The organism is Cardiobacteriaceae bacterium TAE3-ERU3, from assembly GCA_019218315.1.
Lineage (GTDB): Bacteria > Pseudomonadota > Gammaproteobacteria > Cardiobacteriales > Cardiobacteriaceae > JAHUUI01.
Window position 1 is genome coordinate 107559 of the sequence record JAHUUI010000002.1, and the last position, 19676, is coordinate 127234.

The 19676-nt window shown below is 49.0% G+C and carries 14 protein-coding genes; 5 read left to right on the forward strand and 9 right to left on the reverse strand.

All coding sequences use genetic code 11. The features are described 5' to 3' along the window. Window positions 1–4: 4 nt before the first annotated feature. From sufB to smc, 5 genes are all read right to left on the reverse strand, one after another. Window positions 5–1447 carry a Fe-S cluster assembly protein SufB gene (gene sufB, locus KRX19_03915; GenBank protein MBV7434165.1) on the reverse strand — a complete coding sequence of 481 codons (1443 nt, stop codon included), beginning with the start codon at window positions 1445–1447 and terminating at the stop codon, window positions 5–7. Continuing rightward, window positions 1444–1890: an SUF system Fe-S cluster assembly regulator gene (locus KRX19_03920; protein MBV7434166.1), complete on the reverse strand. Its 447-nt coding sequence runs from the start codon at window positions 1888–1890 to the stop codon at window positions 1444–1446. The genes sufB and KRX19_03920 overlap by 4 nt, the downstream gene beginning before the upstream one ends. Window positions 1891–1965: 75 nt before the next feature. Further along, a complete protein-coding gene (locus tag KRX19_03925; protein MBV7434167.1) occupies window positions 1966–3963 on the reverse strand; it encodes a DUF3488 and transglutaminase-like domain-containing protein in 1998 nt (665 codons plus the stop codon). A gap of 22 nt (window positions 3964–3985) precedes the next feature. Continuing rightward, window positions 3986–4936 (reverse strand): hypothetical protein, encoded by a 951-nt coding sequence (locus tag KRX19_03930; protein MBV7434168.1) that lies wholly within the window; start codon window positions 4934–4936, stop codon window positions 3986–3988. Between the two features lie 189 nt (window positions 4937–5125). Beyond that, complete coding sequence (smc, locus tag KRX19_03935; protein ID MBV7434169.1) at window positions 5126–8512, reverse strand: chromosome segregation protein SMC; 3387 nt, start codon at window positions 8510–8512, stop codon at window positions 5126–5128. Between the two features lie 232 nt (window positions 8513–8744). Here smc and KRX19_03940 point away from each other — a divergent pair, with 232 nt between their 5' ends. Continuing rightward, window positions 8745–9266, forward strand: coding sequence for a protein disulfide oxidoreductase (locus KRX19_03940; GenBank protein ID MBV7434170.1), 522 nt, complete (start codon window positions 8745–8747; stop codon window positions 9264–9266). Here KRX19_03940 and KRX19_03945 read toward each other — a convergent pair. The 4 genes from KRX19_03945 to wrbA form a co-directional block, all read right to left on the reverse strand. Beyond that, on the reverse strand, window positions 9246–9620 hold the full coding sequence (locus tag KRX19_03945) for an ABC transporter (protein ID MBV7434171.1): 375 nt from the start codon (window positions 9618–9620) through the stop codon (window positions 9246–9248). The two genes, KRX19_03940 and KRX19_03945, sit on opposite strands and share 21 nt — an antisense overlap. A 17-nt stretch (window positions 9621–9637) precedes the next feature. Continuing rightward, on the reverse strand, window positions 9638–12721 hold the full coding sequence (locus KRX19_03950; GenBank protein MBV7434172.1) for an efflux RND transporter permease subunit: 3084 nt from the start codon (window positions 12719–12721) through the stop codon (window positions 9638–9640). A 3-nt stretch (window positions 12722–12724) separates the two neighbouring features. Beyond that, entirely contained in the window at window positions 12725–13708 is a 984-nt protein-coding gene (locus tag KRX19_03955) for an efflux RND transporter periplasmic adaptor subunit (protein ID MBV7434173.1), read from the reverse strand. Between the two features lie 81 nt (window positions 13709–13789). Then, entirely contained in the window at window positions 13790–14377 is a 588-nt protein-coding gene (gene wrbA, locus KRX19_03960; GenBank protein MBV7434174.1) for an NAD(P)H:quinone oxidoreductase, read from the reverse strand. Window positions 14378–14569: 192 nt separating this feature from the next. On the opposite strand from wrbA, the gene KRX19_03965 reads away from it, so the two are divergent. The 4 genes from KRX19_03965 to KRX19_03980 all read left to right on the forward strand — a co-directional run bounded on the left by KRX19_03965 (window position 14570) and on the right by KRX19_03980 (window position 19676). Then, window positions 14570–14896 (forward strand): hypothetical protein, encoded by a 327-nt coding sequence (locus KRX19_03965; protein ID MBV7434175.1) that lies wholly within the window; start codon window positions 14570–14572, stop codon window positions 14894–14896. Next, window positions 14880–15353, forward strand: coding sequence for a SoxR reducing system RseC family protein (locus tag KRX19_03970; GenBank protein MBV7434176.1), 474 nt, complete (start codon window positions 14880–14882; stop codon window positions 15351–15353). The genes KRX19_03965 and KRX19_03970 overlap by 17 nt, the downstream gene beginning before the upstream one ends. Before the next feature lie 331 nt (window positions 15354–15684). Next, window positions 15685–19398, forward strand: coding sequence for a phosphoribosylformylglycinamidine synthase (locus tag KRX19_03975; protein MBV7434177.1), 3714 nt, complete (start codon window positions 15685–15687; stop codon window positions 19396–19398). 29 nt (window positions 19399–19427) lie between these two features. After that, window positions 19428–19676 (forward strand): hypothetical protein, encoded by a 249-nt coding sequence (locus KRX19_03980; protein MBV7434178.1) that lies wholly within the window; start codon window positions 19428–19430, stop codon window positions 19674–19676.

Here is a 19676-nt window from a genome sequence, read left to right on the forward strand (position 1 = left end):
AGGCTTAGCCAACGCTACCTTCAAGTTTTAATTCGATTAACCGCTGCGCTTCAACAGCAAACTCCATCGGAAGCTCATTAAACACTTCCTTACAGAAGCCATTGACGATCAGGCTGACCGCATCTTCTTCCGAGAGGCCGCGCTGCATGCAGTAGAAAATCTGGTCTTCGCCAATTTTGGCTGTAGTTGCTTCGTGCTCGACCTGTGCAGTCGGGTTTTGCGTCATCAGATACGGGAATGTGTGTGCGCCGCAATCTGAGCCAATCAGCAATGAGTCGCACTGAGAAAAATTGCGTGCGTTTTCCGCGCCAGACTGAATGCGCACTTGCCCACGGTAAGCATTTTGCGCATAACCGAGCGATATCCCTTTTGAAATGATCGTTGATTTGGTGTTTTTCCCAATATGGATCATCTTTGAGCCACTATCGACTTGCTGATAATCGCGCGCTAGAGCGACCGAATAAAATTCTCCAACCGAATCATCGCCGCGGAGAATACAGCTCGGGTATTTCCAGGTAATAGCAGAACCAGTTTCGACTTGTGTCCATGAAATTTTACTGCGATCACCGGCGCAAATACCGCGCTTGGTCACGAAGTTATAAATACCACCCAGACCATTCTTATCACCCGGGTACCAGTTTTGCACGGTCGAGTATTTCACTTCCGCGTCTTCATGGGCGATGATTTCTACAACTGCTGCGTGCAGCTGGTTCTCATCACGCTGTGGTGCGGTACAGCCTTCAAGATAAGAAACGTAGCTTCCTTCATCTGCGACGATCAACGTACGCTCAAACTGCCCAGTATTGGCTGCATTAATGCGGAAATACGTAGAAAGCTCCATCGGGCAACGTACACCTTTAGGAATGTAGCAGAAAGATCCATCTGTAAATACAGCCGCATTCAGTGCCGCAAAAAAGTTATCTGTGGTAGGGACAACTGTACCGAGATACTTCTTGACCAGTTCAGGGTGTTCTTGCACAGCTTCAGAGAAAGAGCAAAATATGATGCCTTCTTTGGCAAGGCGACCTTTATAAGAAGTAGCAACTGATACAGAATCAAAGACCGCGTCAACTGCAACCCCGGCAAGCATTTCTTGCTCTTGTAGCGGGATGCCAAGTTTTTCATAGGTGCGTAGTAACTCTGGATCTACTTCATCAAGGCTCTTCGGCCCATCTTTATCTGATTTGGGTTTGGAAAAATAGGAAATACTTTGGTAATCAACCGGTGCTATTTTAAGGTGCCCCCAATCAGGCTCTTCCATTTTTAGCCATGCAGCGTAGGCTTTAAGTCGCCATTCAAGTAGCCACTCAGGTTCATTTTTCATTGCTGAAATATGGCGAATGACATCTTCATTTAAACCTGGTGGCAATGTTTCCTGCTCTATAAACGTTTCAAAACCATACTGGTATTCAGTTTCTGCTATTTGTTTTAACTCTTCATTACTCATGACGGTAACTCTTTCTTTAGTTTGCGCGCATTTGCCGCGCGTTCAATGCTCAACATATCTGATAAGGTGCGATTTTTAAGCATCGCAGTAATTTCATCGTTCAAATGACGCCAAAAAGGGCTGATTCTACAGTGATCAGCAAATGCACAATCGAACGTACCATGAGCACAATCAACCAGCTCAGGCTGCCCTTCTATAGCTTGCACAACGTCCAGCGCCGTGATATTTTCTGGCTCACGTGACAACTGATAGCCACCGTATGCGCCGCGAGTCGAAGTTAGTACTCCTTCGCGTACCAATCGCTTAAGTACTTTTCCGCTAACTGGCGCAGCAATGCCTGTCAGTTCGGCTAGTGCATTCGCGCTGTGCATCGCTTCATCGCTATCAAGCAGTGCGCTCAACAGCAAAAAAGCATATTCAGTTTCCTTGGTAATTCGTATCATAAGATTTCAATTCGAACGAAAGGCGTACTATATCTTTTTGTTATCATTTGGGCAAGCATCCCATCTCTAAATTTATTAATGACGAACGCGAAAACGATGAATAGAATCAATCAATTGAGAATTGTTTTCATTACCGTAATATCGCGCCTGCTCATAACGTGCGCTAATTCGCTTCAGCTCAGCACTATTCTCCTTCTGCATATATGGTGCAATTCGAAGCAAAAAGTCCGCCACACTTTCGCGGTTGCGCTTGCGCAACCCACTATGTTCAAGGCGCTTTAGCAGTAGCCTCACAGCCTTCGCAACATCATCATCGTCATGACGTGGGCGGCGCTGCCACCACAACCAAAGCAAAGTACCTCCAGCCATAGTGCAAAATAGCAAAATAGCTATCAGCAGCTTATTCCCAGCACCTTTCAAGCCAAGCTTTTCAAGTAAACTTCCCTGCTGATCACGATTGAGATCAATCACCCAGTCCTGCCAAAATGCATTTGCTGCGCCATAAGCATTGCGTAGCCAAGCAAATGAAGCCATATTTTCAGCCAGCCTTGTACCAAACGCACGCTGATCTTCACCACGTTGTAGGCTCGATGCATTGAGCTGCGCTTGATTAATGCGTTCCGGAGCAACAGCTGCTGTTGGGTCGCTGCGGAACCAGCCGCGCGCATCATCCCATAATTCAACCCAGGCGTGTGCAGATTCTTCCCGCACCAAAAAATCATCATTCAAAGGATTATGCTCACCACCCTGATAACCAATAACAATTCTTGCAGGAATGCCAACACTTCGTGCAGCTTGAGTCATTGCGCTGGCGTAATGCTCACAAAAACCCATCCGGCCTTCAAATAAAAATTGTTCGACATTCCCCATGCCAGGTGGTGGCTCCAGAGTATAGTAAAACTCCTCATCTTGGATATAATCGGCAAACGCCTTAGCAAAACCTACCGCATTTTCTCCACTCTCATGATACAAGCGCTCAGCCAAGGCGCGCGTTTGGGGAATTGCCACATCATCTGGTAATTGTAGTGCTGCGGCTTTTGTTGCATCATCAAGAGCGCCCACAGTGCGATAATCTACTGCAGACTTCAAGTGATAACGCGCTGGTACTTTATGATTGTCAGGTAACTTGAGCTGATATGAACCGCCGATTTGTAGTGCATCGGGAAATGAAAACGACAACTCCAAAGCAGGTAGCCATTTAAGTGAATCCTTAACCGGCATTAAATCATAAGAAAATTCGCTCTCTTGATTATATTGAATGTTTGATGGCTGAATACGCATGTCATTATTACGTTGCCGCCAATTCTTACCATCAAATGACCACAATGTTGTCCCACGCCAGTAGCGCTCAGAAGGTGGTGGTAATTCATTATTGGCAAAGCGCACACGGAAAACCGGTTCGTTGCTCTGTACCAACGAAGCGATATCTCCCATATCCATCTCATCAGGAAGGCCGGTAACAGCCTGATTTTCATTGCGAGGAATCCCCCATGACGGCTGAATGCGAGGGAAAAAGAAAAACAGCAAGATGGTAAATGGCAATGCCAGCATTAGCAGCTTGCCAATCTCTTGCCAGCGCCCAAGCAAAATGACACGGTTACCTCGCTGCGCAATGCGCATCTGCACCAGTAGAATATAGCCAAGTACGAATAGTAAATAGATAAAAATGGCAATAGATTGTGAATACATCAGAAATGCCATCATCAAAGTTAATTCGAGTAAGAATAAAATCTTGCAATCACGCTCATTGCGAGATTCAAGCATTTTTGCCGTACCCATCAAAGCAAGCAATGCAAGAAAGCTGAACGTCAAGCTCTGTGAACGGTAATTGCTATAAATCAGAAGTAAACCAATTGGTAAAACAGCAGCCAAGCCTAGCCAGCCAAGCCATGATTGCTTACGCCATATGGCAATAAATTTACAGCCTGTGGCTACGATCAAGCTCAAAGCGAAAAATCGCGGTTGAAACCACCATAGCGGCAACATCGTCAATACAAAGCCTAGCCATACCTGAAGCCATAATCCACTGGCTAATTGACGACGATATTCAGGTGCGCTAACCCATTTAATCATTCTTAGATCCTGTTAATTTAGCCTAGTAAAGTGCCAGTGTGCGTAGGCAGTGATGAAAATGCTCATCCCCTTTATTATGTGCAATATAGGCATCTCCAAGACGTAAGCTGTATGCAACGCCTTTTGCCTCAGCATCTACAATCCATTGCGCTAATTGCGATAAGCGTGTTTCTACATCACCGTGTGCTTCGGCAATATCAAGATTGATACGATGACTGCCTTGCCCACTAAATTGTTTGATATACATTATCCCCCCGCTGGAGCGTTTCCATGCCACTCGGGAAAGTGGATCACCATGTCGATAAATGGCCAAACCGTGCAGTTCCTCTTCACCTGCATAAGTCTGCTCGGCTTCACCACGTTCTGGCGTTAACGATTGAGGTAATGGCAAATCACCTTCCGGAAAAGGATATACCACAGCCTTACTGTCTAAGCGCAGCCATTGCCAACTCACAAACCAACCAAATGGATGGGAAGATGTAATTGTTATCGTCGGTAAGCCCATCCAGCCACGAGATAGTGCTGGCAGAGTAAGATTGGTAGTCACTGTCTCACCAGCGCGTATCCCTCCAACCAATACATTCGCCCCACCATCACACGACAAGGACATTGCTCCGCGAGGCCGTCCTTTAGGATCATGAATTTCAATAGGAAACGAAACATGATCACCTACAAAAACTGGCTGTGGCTGTCGGGTTCGAACACGTAGATTGGCTAACTCACCAACTGTCAACCCTGCACTTAGCATAGCTATTACCGCAACAAGAAACGTTAATGCGTAGCCAAGATTAAGCTGATGATTTGCCGACCACACAAACATCAAAATTAGCGCGCCTCCCAAGAATACACCATAGCTAGTCGGTACAATCGGCATCTTTGCAGGCTTGGTAAGTATTTTTTCACTGGATAGTGGTTGCTTGCGTAGCCAGTAACGACGTAATGATGCTATTAGCTTCGATGAGATGTTGGACATTCCTTGTTCCCTATTTAATGGCCACCAAATAATAATATAATCTCGATTATAACAACCTCGCTAGTCGCCAAATTCAGCATTAATTCATTTGTTTTAATAAAAAATAAATGGGGTGCCCTAAATAATAATAACTGGACATCGGGGGAATATCTGCATCTTATGTATATCTTCTTTACTTCCGCATAAGCATCAATCATTCATCTGCACCGCAACCAGCCGCGAGATGCCCGGCTCACTCATGGTCACGCCAATGAGATGATCGCAAGCCTGCATGGTGTTTTTGTGGTGGGTGATGATGATGAATTGAGTGTTGTCCGCCATGTCGCGCAGCATTGCGGTGAGGCGGTTGACGTTGCCATCGTCAAGCGGCGCATCCACTTCATCGAGTAAGCAGAATGGCGCCGGGTTTAAGCGGAACAGTGCAAATACCAATGCAATAGCTGTCAGGGCTTTTTCACCACCTGACAAGACGCTCAGATTTTTGACGTTCTTGCCCGGCGGCCTTACGCTGATCGTGATGCCAGCCTCAAGTACGTCATCCCCCGTCCATGTCAGCGCTGCTTCACCACCGCGGAACAGGCGCGGGAATAAGTTGGCAAAGTGATGGTTAACCACAGCCATGGTTTCACTAAGGCGGCCACGCGTTTCTTCGTCAAGCTCAGCAATTGCCGTGCTCAGCATCTCAAGGCTATCGCGCAAATCTTCACATTGCTGTTTGAGCGTTTGATACTGCTCACCAACTTCAGCAAAAGCTTCTACCGCAGTTTGGTTAACCGCACCCAACGCTTCCAACTCGCGGCTGTAACGTCGTACTTCACTTTCCAGTGATGCTTCATCAAGCGTACTACTGATGTCAAATACAATTGGCTTGCGGTCTGATTCCAGAAATTGCTGCGTCAAGCTGCGCAAGGTTTCTTCGCTGCGCTCAAGGCGCTCAATGAGCTGGTCAATACGCGCTTGCTCGAGTTCGATGCGGTGCTTGCCTTCGTTGATCGCTTTTTCGCTGTTACGCCATGCTTCGCTGTGTTCACGCGCCTGCATTTCCGCGTCTTCTAGTGCAATGCGCACTTCATCCAGCGTTTCCTGTTGCACGATACGGGTATCGTCAAGCAAGGCGATATTGGTCTCGCTTTCGTTTAGCACTTCCTCGGCGCTGATCCGCTCGGCTTGCAATGCTTCCTGTTCACGTAAATTGCGCTGCTCGCGATCAATATACACACGCTCTTGCGCACGTAAGCTGGCAAGGCTTTGCTGCAATGCTTGTTGTTGCTGAAATGCTTGCTGGTATGCTTTGCGGCTACTATCGGCACAGTGTTGAGCCTGCATCAGTGCTTCGTGGCTGATCTCGGGGTGCTGCTCACTATGAGCTTCTTGCTGTAATGCTGCTGTGGTAGCGGCTAAATCCTGCTCTAAGGCGCTGATTTCTCGCAGCCAACCAGCGCGTGTTTGCTGCCGCTCAGCGTGTAAAGCAGCCTGATGCTCGCTTTTAGCAGCCAGTAATGCAACTTCACGCTGCGCTTGTGCGAGCGCTTGCTCCTGTATTTTTAATGTAGCCCTGCTTTGCTGCTGAGCTTGGCGCATCTGTTGCAGCTCGGCTTGCGTACGGTTAACTTGAGCTTCGCTTTCCTGCAACGCCTGCTCAAGGTTTGGCAAGCGCTCGTTGAGTTCATTCAGTGCCGCAGCTCGTGCCAAGGCGCCCTGTCCATCATGTTGAGTTGCCGGAGTAGTGGTATGGGCGCTGATCAGTGTGCCATCAAGAGTGAGATATTGCTGAGCGGCGTCCAACGCAGTGAGGTCTATATCGCAGTCGTGCTGCGCCAATGGCTCAATGTTGCCTAGCCAGTCTTTAAGTGCGGCGCTGCTTTGGATAATGCCCAGCCATGCAGGTGGAACGTCACCACATTCAACCACAGCATGGTGATACTGCAAGCCCGTGCCACGGTCAGCACCATCATCATGCCATGCTTGTAAGCGTATATTGAGATAACCTTCTAATGCAGGCTGCCACGCTGCATCTACTTTAATTTCATCCAGCAAGCGCCTGAAGCCCGGTAAGTCAGTATCAGCACTCTGCTGCTGTTGTTGCCATTCTCTTAAAGTTTCAGCGCGGCTATAGGCTTGTTGCCAAGCATATTGCGCAGCTTCGCGCTCATTTTGTGCTGCCGTTAATTGTGCTTCACACGCAGCAATCGCCTCTTCATTTTCCTCGGCAGCCAGTTGTGCATTTTCGAGTGTGATTTGCTGCGTCTCAAGTGCCATAATAGCCTCTTCATGCAGCAAGGCCAGATCATCATCCACATCAGCATTGTCGAGTTCAGCGAGACGCTGGCGGTGATCATCAAGGCGAGCTTCTATTTGTCGGTAGCGCTTGCAAGTTTCTTCGTGGCGTGCACGGGCTTGTGCTACGGCACTTTGTTGGCGCTCAGCTTCAAGGCGCAGGCTGTCATAATAGCGATTATCTGTATCGCGCTTGTTTTCCAGCTCGGGGATAGTTGTATTCAATGCATCGAGTTGCTGCGTTTGCTCGGTGAGTTGCTGTTGTGTCTCACTGAGTTGGCGTTTGTCGTCAGCTTGCTGTCGGCTGATTTGTTCGAGGCGTTTCTCCTGCTGCTCAAGCTGCTGCTTGGCGTGCTGTCGGTGCTGCGCCAAGCGTTCGTGTTCACGTTCGCTGCTGCGCAGTGCTTCACGCGCTTCGTGGTGCAATGCTCGTGCTTTACTCACAGCGCGCTCCGCTGTCTGTGCTTGTTCGCGCAAGCTGTCTAATGTTGCTTCATTGCGTGAGACTGTTGCCATGCGCTCGGTCAAGGCTGCTTGCGCTGCTTCATATGCCTGCTGCTGTTCGCGATGTGTCAGTCCGGTGCGATGTAAGCGCCAACTGTCCAAACGATGACGCACATCACTCAAGCTGCGCTGCAATTCTCGATGGCGCTTGGCATTGTCTGCTTCGGCAGCAAGGCGTTCGCGTTGCTGTTCGAGATCGTACAGTCGGTCATCGTGGCGGCTTAAATGCTCATTGACTTGCGCCATGCGCCGCTCGCTGTCCTTGCGTCGGTTTTGATAAACGGCAATGCCCGCTGCTTCTTCGATAAAGCTGCGTAAGTCTTCCGGCTTGGCATCAATCACTCGGCTAATCATGCCCTGCTCGATCACCGCATAACTGCGCGCACCAACGCCGCTGCCCTGCAACAATTCGACGATATCCTTGCGTCGGCAGCGTTTTTTGTTAATCAGATAACGCGACTGCCCGTCGTGTTCGACTTCACGGCGAATCACCAATTCAGCATAATCGGCAAATGCACCACCCGCCTTGCCTTCGCTATTGTCAAAATGCAGCTCGACTGATGCTTGCCTTCCAGCCCGCCGTGACGCACAACCGGCAAAAATCACATCACTCATCGCCTGCCCACGCAACTGTTTGGCAGCACTCTCGCCCAGTACCCAGCGTACTGCGTCGATGATATTGGATTTGCCACAACCGTTTGGCCCGAGGATACCGGTTAACGGCGCATCGACGGGAAAGACGGTTTTATCGGCAAACGACTTGAAGCCGCTAAGATGGATGGCTGTCAGGCGCACGGTCTTGCTTACTCGCCTGCGGTGAGGAGGTTGAACATCAAGTTATATATTTATGTCAAAGGTGGAGATTATACCTTTTTGACAGAATTTTTTGTGTGTGATGGTGCTTGAACCATGAATAAACCATAGCGACATTGATCGTGACTATATGTCATGAAGTTTTCACAATAATGCCATGATTCACCATTTATTGCGCATAATGCGCGCTTTTAAACCCTTATCGACAATAAATATGAAAGATCAATCTGAGCGAAAGCGAATACATATGTGGCGCTATATACGCAGCTGGAGTATTTATGCTGTAGTGGTCATCGCAGTGATCGTGGTACTGGATATATACCGTACGCCGGATGGGCGTGGATTGAGCGAGGCGACGCTTACCACAATAGACGGCAAACAAATTGATTTTTCACCACAAACGCCGCCTACCATTCTTTATTTTTGGGGCAACTGGTGCATTTATTGCCGCTATACTTCGCCGACAATAGACGCATTACACAATGAAGGCTACCCTGTGGTGACAATTGCCATGCAATCAGGCAGTGAAAGCGACGTACAGGCGTATCTTAGTGAGCACGGCTGGGATTTCCCGGTGGTTAATGATCCTGATGGGCAAATCAGCGCGGCATTCGCAGTAGTCGCTACACCGACGATAGCTATTGTTCACAATAAACGCATCAGTATTGCAACCAGCGGCTGGACAAGCAAATACGGTCTAAAATTACGCCTGTGGTTAGCTTCCTTGCGTGGATGAGCGGCGTTTCTTGCTCTTATCGCGCTTTTTGTAGTTGTGCACAATCGTGCCGACTTCGAGCACAATAGCCCAAAAACTCAGCCATGCACCAATCAGCGGATAATCCCACAGCCAAATGATGCCGCCAATCAACAAGTAGACCGGCGCAAGCAACGCAAGTGCAGCAAAGGCGCGACGCTCAGCCCTGATGGCGCGATGGGCAAAGAGCAGCAGTGGCGCAAGGGTCAGTAATGCACCAGTAAGCATTTGCATGATATTGCCGGTGCGATACAGCCAGATAAGCGTTGCGTAGCTGGCAATCAAGGTAAACAGGGAAATAATGGTAGCGAGATAACCCGCTTTTTGCCGTGACATGATGTTTCCTTTTTCTTTTATGCGGTGTGTTCGCTAGGTTTAGCTTCACGGCTACCAAACAGGCGCTTGAACAGCCGTGCAATGTCGTCCATAAAGGTATAGAACGTCGGTATAACGATCAAGCTGAGCAAGGTCGATGTGATCAGCCCACCGAATACAGCGATTGCCATTGGCTGGCGGAAAGTCGGGTCAGCCCCGCCCCAGCCCAGAATCAGCGGCACCATCCCGGCACCCATGGCGATGGTGGTCATGATGATTGGGCGTGCGCGCTTACGACAGGCGTCAATCAATGCATCGTAGCGTGATTTGCCGCTCTTTTCGGCAATGATCGCATAATCAACCAACAAGATTGAGTTTTTGGTCGCAATCCCCATCAGCATGATCAGGCCGATCAGCGACGGCATGGATAGCCCGGCATGTGCGAGCATCAACCCGACAAATGCTCCGCCAAGTGACAGTGGCAGCGCCATGAGGATGGTAAATGGCTGTAACCAGCGCCGGAACAGCAATACCAAAACGCCGTAAATAGATATAACACCGATGCCCATTGCGGTTGCAAAGCCTTCAAAGAGTTCTTTCATATCATCCGCTTGCCCTTGGTCTGCTGCATGCACACCTGGCGGTAAGCTTTGCATGGCAGGCAATGCCTTGACTTGCTTGACCAGTTCGCCAATTTGCCCGTCTGCAGTATCGGCGGTGATGGTAATTTCGCGCGAGCGGTCAAGGCGGCTAATGCCAGAGGGCGCAGATCCGAATTGCAAGCTGGCTACATCGCCAAGGCGAACTGGCTGACCAGTGCTGCTTTGTACGTTGAGGTTTTCCAATATTGCCAGATCACCTCGTGCTTCTTTGGGCAAGCGCACAAGGATAGGAATTTGACGGGTGTTAAGGTTCAGCTTGGGTAAACGCTGTGAATACTCACCCGCAGTTGCAACGCGAATAGCGTGTGCAATCGCTTCGGTACTGACGCCATTTTCAGCCATTGCCAGCTCATTGGGGATGACTTGCAGCTCTTGGCTGGCAATGCCTTCATTGCTGGTAACAGTCGCAACGCCGGGTATATCACGGATTTCGCGCATTATTTTATGCGCACTCTCACGCAGCTGCGCATAGTTATCGCCGTAAATCGAAACTTTATAGCCGCCTTCACCGCCGTTGCTCAAGCCAACTTTGAAGCGTGCACCAGGTATATCTGCCAACCGTTCACGGATCTGCTGCTCAATCTCGGTTTTCACCGGGCGTTCACCACGTGGAATTAACTCAATGTTAAGCGCTGCCTGACGCACACTACCATGCCCACCTTGTGCGGGATCAATTCCACCTTGAAGGTGCCCTATCGAGGTATAAATATTTTCAATTGAAGGTAAGTCTTCTATGGTTTCACGCGTCCAACGCGCGACTTCACTGGTTTCTTCAATTGTTGCACCCGGTGCAAGTTCGATTTTTACCCGTGTCTGTGAAAAATCATCAGGTGGCAAAAATCCGGCTGGCAAGTAGCGGGTGAGGAACAATGAACCTGTAAACATCGCCACCACGATAATGAGCGTCAGCCATCGCCAGCTGAGCGCGTAATGTACGATCCGTAGATAGCCGTCCATCATGCGGCTACGCTTTTGTGGGTGCTTTTTTTCCGGCTTGATCAGGTAGGCGCACATCATCGGTGTGAGCAGGCGCGCAACCAACAGCGATACAAAAATGGCAATGGAAGCCGTCCACCCGAATTGCTTGAAAAACTGCCCGACAACGCCGGTCATAAATGCGGTTGGCAAAAATACGGCGATCAAGGTAAAGGTCGTCGCCACAACTGCGAGCCCTATTTCATCGGCTGCTTCCATTGCCGCTTGGTACGGCGTTTTACCCATGCGTAAATGGCGAATAATGTTCTCTATTTCAACAATCGCATCATCGACGAGAATACCGATTACCAACGACAGCGCGAGCAGGGAAATAATATTCAGGCTGAAATCGAGCAAATACATACCGGCAAAAGTCGGGATGACCGACAGCGGCAATGCTACAGCGGCGATGATTGTCGCGCGTAGATTGCGCAGGAAGGCAAATACCACGATGACCGCGAGTATCGCACCTTCAATCAGCATTTGTAGCGAGGCATGGTAGTCATCGCCTACTGGTTTGGCAAGGTCGTAAACCTTTTCAATTTTGAATGCAGGTCGATCTGCAACCAGCTGATCAAGTGCTTGTTGTACCCGCCCAGCGACTTCGACCTCACTTGCACCACGGCTACGGGTGATTTCAAAAGCAACCACTGGCTTCCCATTTAGCAGCGCAATGGATGTTGGCTCGGCATAAGTATCTTTGATGTTTGCCATCTGCCCCAAACGCAGTATGTTGCCGTTGCCAAGCGGAATTTGCATATCTGGCAATTGGCTCGCTTGCTTGATCGCGCCAAGTGCGCGGATAGATTGCTTGTTGTCACCCACGCTGGCTTCGCCGCCGGGTGCGTCCTGCTGGATGGCACGCAGTTGATCAGATACACCAGCAACCGTGCCACCATAAGCTTTTAACGCGAGTGGATCGACATCTACGTGGACTTCGCGATCCACCCCACCAACGCGCCCAACACTGCCGACACCTTCCAGCCCGGATAACAGTTTCGAGATATAGTCATCAACAAACCAGGAAAGTGCTTCTTGATCCATAGCATCATTACTGATCGTATAAGTAACGATTGGCAATCCGGTAGTGCCAATTTTCGAGATAACAGGTTCTTCAGCAGCAGCTGGCAAGTTGCCACGAATCTCGCCAACAGCTGAACGTACGTCATCTAGCGCTTCCTGAATGTCTTTACCAAGACGGAATTCCTGTACTACAGTGGTAACACCGCTTTGAATAGTGGTAAGAATTTTCTTCCCACCTTCAATACCGCTGATTTTATCCTCGATTTTTTTGGCTACATCATTTTCTAGCTGTTCAGGCGATGCCCCGGGCATAACGATCGTGGTAACGACAACAGGAAAATCCATATCCGGGAACTGCTGTACCTTCATGCGCTCAAAGCTGATGATGCCGCCAAAGGTCAGCAGCACAAATGCCATGATGGCAAAAACCGGATTTCGGATGGAGAACGCGGAAAAATTCATGAATTACTGCTCTTCTGGATTGGCGACCACACGTACATGATCACCATCGGTAAGAAAACCGCCGCCTCGTGCAACAATGCGGCTTTCAGGCGTTAAGCCATCGTGGACTTCAACCATAGACCCAACACGCCGCCCCAATTCAACTTGCTGCCGATGCGCGGTATCGTTGCTATCGACTAACCACACGTAATTGCGTCCGTCATTAGGTTGAATGGTATTGGCCGGAATCAACATTTGTTCGTTAGCACCGAGCAAAAACTCTCCTGACACCAGCATACCAGCACGCAACGCCGGGTTGCGCTGTAAGCTGACGAATACAGTGACTTCTCTGCTCTGCTGGTTAATGGTTGGCGCGATGTTATACACTTTGCCTTCGACTTGTTCGCCGCCGGGCAAGCTTACCTGAGCAACACAGCCTTCATTAATTTGACCAATGTTATCGAGCGAGACTTGCGCACGCCACGTGAGAACTCCATTGGCAATGATGCGGAACAGGGGCATGCCGACATTGGCCGTCGCGCCCAGCACTGCCTGTTTATCACTGATGATACCGCTGACTGGCGCTTTAACTTCGCTATAGCCGAGCTGTAAACGGCTGGAATCAAGCTGCGCTTGTGCGGCATTGACGTTTGCTTGTGCGTCCTGTTCAGCACTGATGTAGCGCTCCCCTTCAATGCGGCTCATCGCATCTGCTTTAAGCAGCTTATTGGCACGTTTGGCATTATCTCGCGCCTGCTTTAGCCCGACTTGTGCCTGCGTTAATTGTGCTTTGGCACTGGTGATGTCGTTTTGAATCAGTGCATCATCAAAGCGGGCTAAAACTTGCCCCTTCTCAACCCAGTCGCCAAGCTCTGCGTGGATTTCTTCCAGCGTTGTGCCATTCAAACGGGCATTGACCACCGCTTCATCGCGTGGCTCAAGGTAACCACTTGCCGTTACAGACTTTTCGACCGGACTGAATTGTGGCTGCACAATGCTGACTGTCAAAGCGGTCTGCGCCTGTGCGACACAAAATATCAAACTCAACAAAACTAGCAAAAAACGCATAAAGCACTCTCTAACATAAAATCATAATTTGGGGCGCTGCAATGCCCAGCGTGCAACCCGAGCCCCTTGAGCGCGCGCCAGATCACGCTCGACCTGAAGCACATCATTGCTCATCCCAACCCGGCTTGCACCATAAGGTGAGCCGCCGCCTTCGGTCGTATTCAGCGCTGCCTCACTATAAGGAATACCGCAGATCAATGCGCCGTGATGCAATAACGGCACCATCATGCCCAGCAACATGGATTCCTGCCCACCGTGCATACTGCCGCCACTGGCAAATACCGCTGCGGGCTTGTTCATCAACGCTCCCGATAGCCACAAGCCAATATTTTCCTCGAAAAAATGCTGCAGCGGTGATGCCATTTGCCCAAAGTGAATTGGGCTGCCAAGTGCTAAACCATCACACTGCTGTATATCTTCTGGTGTCACATACAACGCACCACTGTCCGGCACCTGATCAGGATCGTCTTGTCGGGCCGCGCGAATAGCGGGCACCGTGCGCAAGCGCGCTTCAACACCGGAAACTGACTCAACGCCCAGTGCGACTTCCTGAGCCAAGGCCTCAGTTGCACCACCTTCCGAATAATAAAGTACTAAAACTGTTATCACTACCCTTTCTCCCACTAAACCCGTATTATTTCCCGATTAGGCCTAAAAAAGTTCTTTTTATTATTTTTTGCTGTTTTTTACTGACTTGCTCTTTTGCGCAGGTTTTACACAAGATTTTGTAAAATGTACCTAATGCAGGTATAAATAACGCCCAAGAACATTTCATTAAATATTTCAATACAGAGAGCCATCATGAAAGCAGCTGCATATTTTACCGCATTATTGTCCGCATTAGTGCTATTAGGTTGCGCGACGCCGGCCTCTACATTTCAGGAAATCAGTGATGCGCGCTCTGCTGTAACCCAAGCCGCAATGCAAATGGCCAATTGTCGCTGTGAGGATAGTGCTGCTGCGTCACCTTGCGCGTGTGACGTTTTGAAAGAAGCACAATCAGAAATTAGCCGAGCAGAAGCTTTGCTTCACGATGGTGATCAAGTCGCTGCATCCCAAGCAGCACACAAAGCGTTACTTTATAGCCAAAACTTACTTCGCGAACTACATCATGGCGCAAAAAATTAATGTTCTTATCGTTAGTGCGGACGCATTAACAGTCAGTGTAATACCAGTTGATGAGCAAAAAAATTGCGCTCGCTGCGAAGCTGGCCAAGGTTGTGGCAGTATGCCGTGGTTTCGAGGCTTATTTCGCAACCGCCATGCTCTCAAACTCCCTCAAACCACGCCCCCCATGGCTGAAGGCGATAGCGCCACACTGAGCATTGCCACCGATACTCTCAATAAACTCAGTTTCTTTACTTATGCTATACCCTTACTGAGTTTCATCACTACTCTATGGCTCAGCCAAGCAATTTCGGAAGGATTGCAGCTTATGGGTGCACTCTTGGCTATGGTTATCACTTTCTTTATCAGCCACCGTTATAGCAGCAGTATCTTGCACAAAAAACTCTACCTGTCTGTTGACCAAGCCTCATCACCTAAAATTTACCCCTTTGGCTATTCAAAAAGGAATAATCTTTAGTTGATCTATTTATACCTAAGTTGAGCATAGTAAAGCTTATTACCGCTGGTGATAAAGCAAATATCAAAAAAATTACAGCTTTAACATCGCCCTATAAAAATAGAGTATTGATAATTAACTTAAAAGTAATGATAAAATTAATATTCAAACGATACTAATGACTTCAAATTTTTCTCAGTAGCTTCAATCGGCTTTATCTACCGATTTTGATCGTTCTTGAAAGATATCAGGGCAGCAGTGATGCTGCCCTTTTTTGTTTCACCACCCAATCTCCACATTAATCGTTTGCTTGGTGTAAAATTACGTATTTTCTAACTGGACTGGATTAGTCATGCCGCATCGTCTGTTTATTGCCAAACGCGCTGAATTTACCCACCTCACTGCTCTTGCATCCCGTTTAAGCCAGCAGCTCAGCCTTCCCGAGCTTAATGCTGTGCGTAGCGTGGTTATTTATGACGTCCACAACTGTCCTGAATCATTACTCGACACTGCCATCAGCAAAGTTTTTGCCGACCCTGTCAGTGATGAGGTTATTAATGAATTACCAGCTGGTGATTTTTGCTTCGTTGTCGAGCCCCTTCCAGGTCAATTTGATCAGCGTGCTGACTCAGCCGAGCAATGCCTGCGTCTGATTGATGAAGAATTTAACGATACAGTCGTTACAGCAGCGACTGCTTATATTTTTGAAGGAACATTCAGTGCCGAAGAGCAACAACGCCTTAAAGACCACTTCATTAATCCGATAGAAAGCCGCGAAAAAGACCTCAGCGACATGCGCCTACCTGAAGCAGGTAATCCGGATCCTGTGCCACGCTACGAAGGCTTTAACGACCTCGACAAGTCAGCATTAAATGAATGGCACGAAGCCCACGGCCTTGCCATGACACAAGCCGACCTTGCTTTGGTACAAAAGTATTTCCGTGAGCAAGGCCGCGTTCCGAGTGAAACAGAAATCCGTGTGCTCGATACCTACTGGTCAGATCACTGCCGCCACACCACCTTTACCACCGCTATTGAGGAGGTAAATCCACCACAAAGCAACTTTGGCCAGTTTTTAGCACAAGAGCTCAATCACTATCAGAATATGCGCCAAAGCGTTTACGGTGAAAAAGCTGCTACACGCAGCGATACACTGATGGATCTGGCTACTATTGATGCCAAATATCTGCGCCAAGTTGGGAAAATCGATGATGTTGAGTTTTCTGCTGAAGTGAATGCTTGCTCTGTTTTCATCAATGTCGATGAGGATGGAGAAAGCAAAAAATGGCTGTTGCAATTCAAAAATGAAACCCATAACCACCCAACTGAAATTGAGCCTTTTGGCGGCGCGGCAACCTGTATCGGTGGTGCGATTCGCGACCCCTTATCCGGCCGTGCTTTCGTCTATCAAGCTATGCGTCTTTCAGGCTCAGCAGACCCTCGTGAAGCAGTAACTGATACCCTTGAAGGAAAATTGCCGCAAATCACTATTGCTGAAGGTGCAGCTGCCGGCTCATCGTCTTACGGTAATCAAATTGGCTTGGCGACCGGGCAAATCGTCGAAGTTTATCACCCGGGTTACAAAGCGAAGCATATGGAAGTCGGGGCTGTGGTTGCTGCGGTACCAGCCGAGCACGTCCGCCGTGAAGAACCAACAGCTGGTGATGTCGTATTATTACTCGGTGGAGCAACAGGTCGTGATGGTTGCGGCGGTGCTACCGGTTCATCACGCGCGCAGCACGGCGAATCATTGACTGAAAGTGCTGCTGAAGTGCAAAAAGGTAACCCACCAGAGGAGCGTAAATTACAGCGCTTATTCCGCCACCCTGATTTTGCCAAACGGATCAAACGTTGTAACGATTTTGGTGCAGGTGGTGTTGCTGTTGCCATTGGTGAACTCGCCGATGGTTTACATATTAACTTGGACAATGTACCAGTTAAATACCAAGGCTTGTCAGGAACTGAGCTAGCCATTTCTGAGTCCCAAGAGCGCATGGCAGTAGTCGTTGATGCTGATGACGTTGCAGTCATGCAGCGTCTTGCAGCCGAGGAAAACCTCACAGCCAGCCACGTCGCGACTGTGACTGATGACAACACCCTGACGATCGTTTTCCAAGGTGAAACAATTGTCTCGCTTGACCGCGAGTTTCTCGATACAGCCGGCGCACCGAGCACACAGTCTGGTGTCAATTTACACAATCCAGATTTCTCAGCCAGCCCTCTCAACACCCCACAACCAACGGATGATTGGCGTACTGCACTTAATGAGCAGCTGGCTTCGCTCAAGTATGCTGATCAGCGAGGCCTTGGCGACCGCTTTGACCACAGCGTTGGTGCAGCTGGTGTGTTATTACCATATGGTGGAAAAACTCAGCGCGCCCCTGCAGAAGCATCCGTCTATGCTCTGCCCACCGAAGGACATACAAATACAGCTTCAATTCTCGCCTACGGATTTGATCCCGACCTGAGCGCATGGAGCCCATATCATGGTGGCGTCTATGCAGTCGTTGAGGCAACGGCACGTTTGGTCGCGTGTGGTGGTAATGCTCAACGAGCACATTACTCCCTGCAAGAATATTTCCGTCGCCTTGGTGAGTGCCCTGATAACTGGGGCTTACCATACAGTGCCTTACTTGGCGCACATCATGCGCTCAATGCCTTGGAACGCGCTGCTATTGGCGGCAAGGACTCAATGAGTGGTAGCTTTAACGAGCTGCATGTTCCACCAACATTGATCGCTTTCGCCGTCGGTACTGTCGATACGCACCACGTAGTCAGTCCTGAATTCAAGGATGCAGGACATCAGCTTTACTGGCTGCGTTGCCCACAAAATGAACAGCAACTCCCGGACTTCGCAACTTTCTGCAAAAATAACGCTTTCTTGCATCAAGCGATTGCTGAGGGCAATGTGCAAAGTATCCGCAGTATTCGCCATGGTGGCATTATTCAGGCAATTTACGAAAGCAGCTTAGGCAATAACATTGGCGTTGAAATAGAGCAATTAAATGATCTATTTACAGCAGAATACGGTGGTTACTTAATCAGTGCCAAAGGTGGCTTGGGTATTGCCGAGAACTTGCACAACATTGGCTATACCATTGCCGAACAAGAGCTGCGCATTAATGGCTACACTGCCGAGATTGATGCATTGCACCAGATTTCCGCCGATGTTCTTGCTGAGGTTTACCCACTTTATGAAGATACGCCAGATGAAATGATTGATTTGGCGACCAATGCGCAACGTATTACCTTCAATCCAGCAAAAACTGCACAGCCACGCATCTGCATTCCCGTATTCCCGGGAACGAATAGTGAGCTCGATACCGCACGAGCATTTCGCCGTGCCGGTGGCGTTATTCAGGAAACGGTAATCCGAAACCGCAACCACAGCGACATCAGCGCCTCTATAAAACAGCTGGTCGATAACATCAACAACAGCCAAATTCTCGCTTTAAGCGGTGGCTTTAGTGCAGGTGATGAGCCGGATGGTTCAGGCAAATTTATCGTTGCAGTATTATCCAACCCATCTGTTGCTGAGGCTGTAGAATCCTTGCTGGAGCGCGATGGGCTTATCCTTGGCATTTGCAACGGCTTCCAAGCACTGGTTAAGTCCGGATTACTGCCTTATGGAAAAATTGCCAGCCCACAAGCTGGTGACCCTACTTTGACCCACAACCGCATCGGCCGACATATAGCGCGTGTTGCAACCACAGCCGTTGCCAATAATCACAGCCCTTGGCTTCAAGACTTTACCATTGGTGAACAGCACGACGTTGCCTTCTCACACGGTGAGGGGCGCTTTACTGCGAGTGATGAGTTATTGCAACAGCTTATTGATAATGGGCAAATCGCTACTCAGTATGTCGATTATAACGGCCAAGCCAGTATGTCGCCGTTATACAATCCCAATGGCTCATCGCTAGCCATCGAGGGAATTACTAGTACTTGTGGGAAGATATTCGGTAAGATGGGGCACAGTGAACGCCACCAGCAGCACGGACAACAAAACTACCCCAATTTCCGGGGGCAGGATATTTTCCTTGCGGGTGTACGCGCATTCACCTAAGGATAACCTTAAGATTTATGGAGAAATTTATGAGTAATGAAGCAAAAGCACAGGAAGTACTTGATCAGCTCATCTCTGAGAATCAAGCAAACAACTTTGAAGGTATTGACCGCTCCGAAGCTGGCATTGCCGAACGTCGTAGCCGCATGAATATTGCTGGCGGGAAGGACAAAGGCAACTCTGAATTTGGCCGTAAACTCGAAGATCATGTGATCAATGGGGACATCACCAGCCAGCAATCTTCTAAAGTCTTAATGGCATTATATGGTCTTGGCTAA

Bases quoted from the DNA above. Each gene is read 5' to 3' on its own strand.
- sufB (MBV7434165.1), bottom strand. From the start codon at position 1,447: ATGAGTAATGAAGAGTTAAAACAAATAGCAGAAACTGAATACCAGTAT.
- KRX19_03920 (MBV7434166.1), bottom strand. From the start codon at position 1,890: ATGATACGAATTACCAAGGAAACTGAATATGCTTTTTTGCTGTTGAGC.
- KRX19_03925 (MBV7434167.1), bottom strand. From the start codon at position 3,963: ATGATTAAATGGGTTAGCGCACCTGAATATCGTCGTCAATTAGCCAGT.
- KRX19_03930 (MBV7434168.1), bottom strand. From the start codon at position 4,936: ATGTCCAACATCTCATCGAAGCTAATAGCATCATTACGTCGTTACTGG.
- KRX19_03940 (MBV7434170.1), top strand. From the start codon at position 8,745: ATGAAAGATCAATCTGAGCGAAAGCGAATACATATGTGGCGCTATATA.
- KRX19_03945 (MBV7434171.1), bottom strand. From the start codon at position 9,620: ATGTCACGGCAAAAAGCGGGTTATCTCGCTACCATTATTTCCCTGTTT.
- KRX19_03950 (MBV7434172.1), bottom strand. From the start codon at position 12,721: ATGAATTTTTCCGCGTTCTCCATCCGAAATCCGGTTTTTGCCATCATG.
- KRX19_03965 (MBV7434175.1), top strand. From the start codon at position 14,570: ATGAAAGCAGCTGCATATTTTACCGCATTATTGTCCGCATTAGTGCTA.
- KRX19_03970 (MBV7434176.1), top strand. From the start codon at position 14,880: ATGGCGCAAAAAATTAATGTTCTTATCGTTAGTGCGGACGCATTAACA.
- KRX19_03975 (MBV7434177.1), top strand. From the start codon at position 15,685: ATGCCGCATCGTCTGTTTATTGCCAAACGCGCTGAATTTACCCACCTC.
- KRX19_03980 (MBV7434178.1), top strand. From the start codon at position 19,428: ATGAGTAATGAAGCAAAAGCACAGGAAGTACTTGATCAGCTCATCTCT.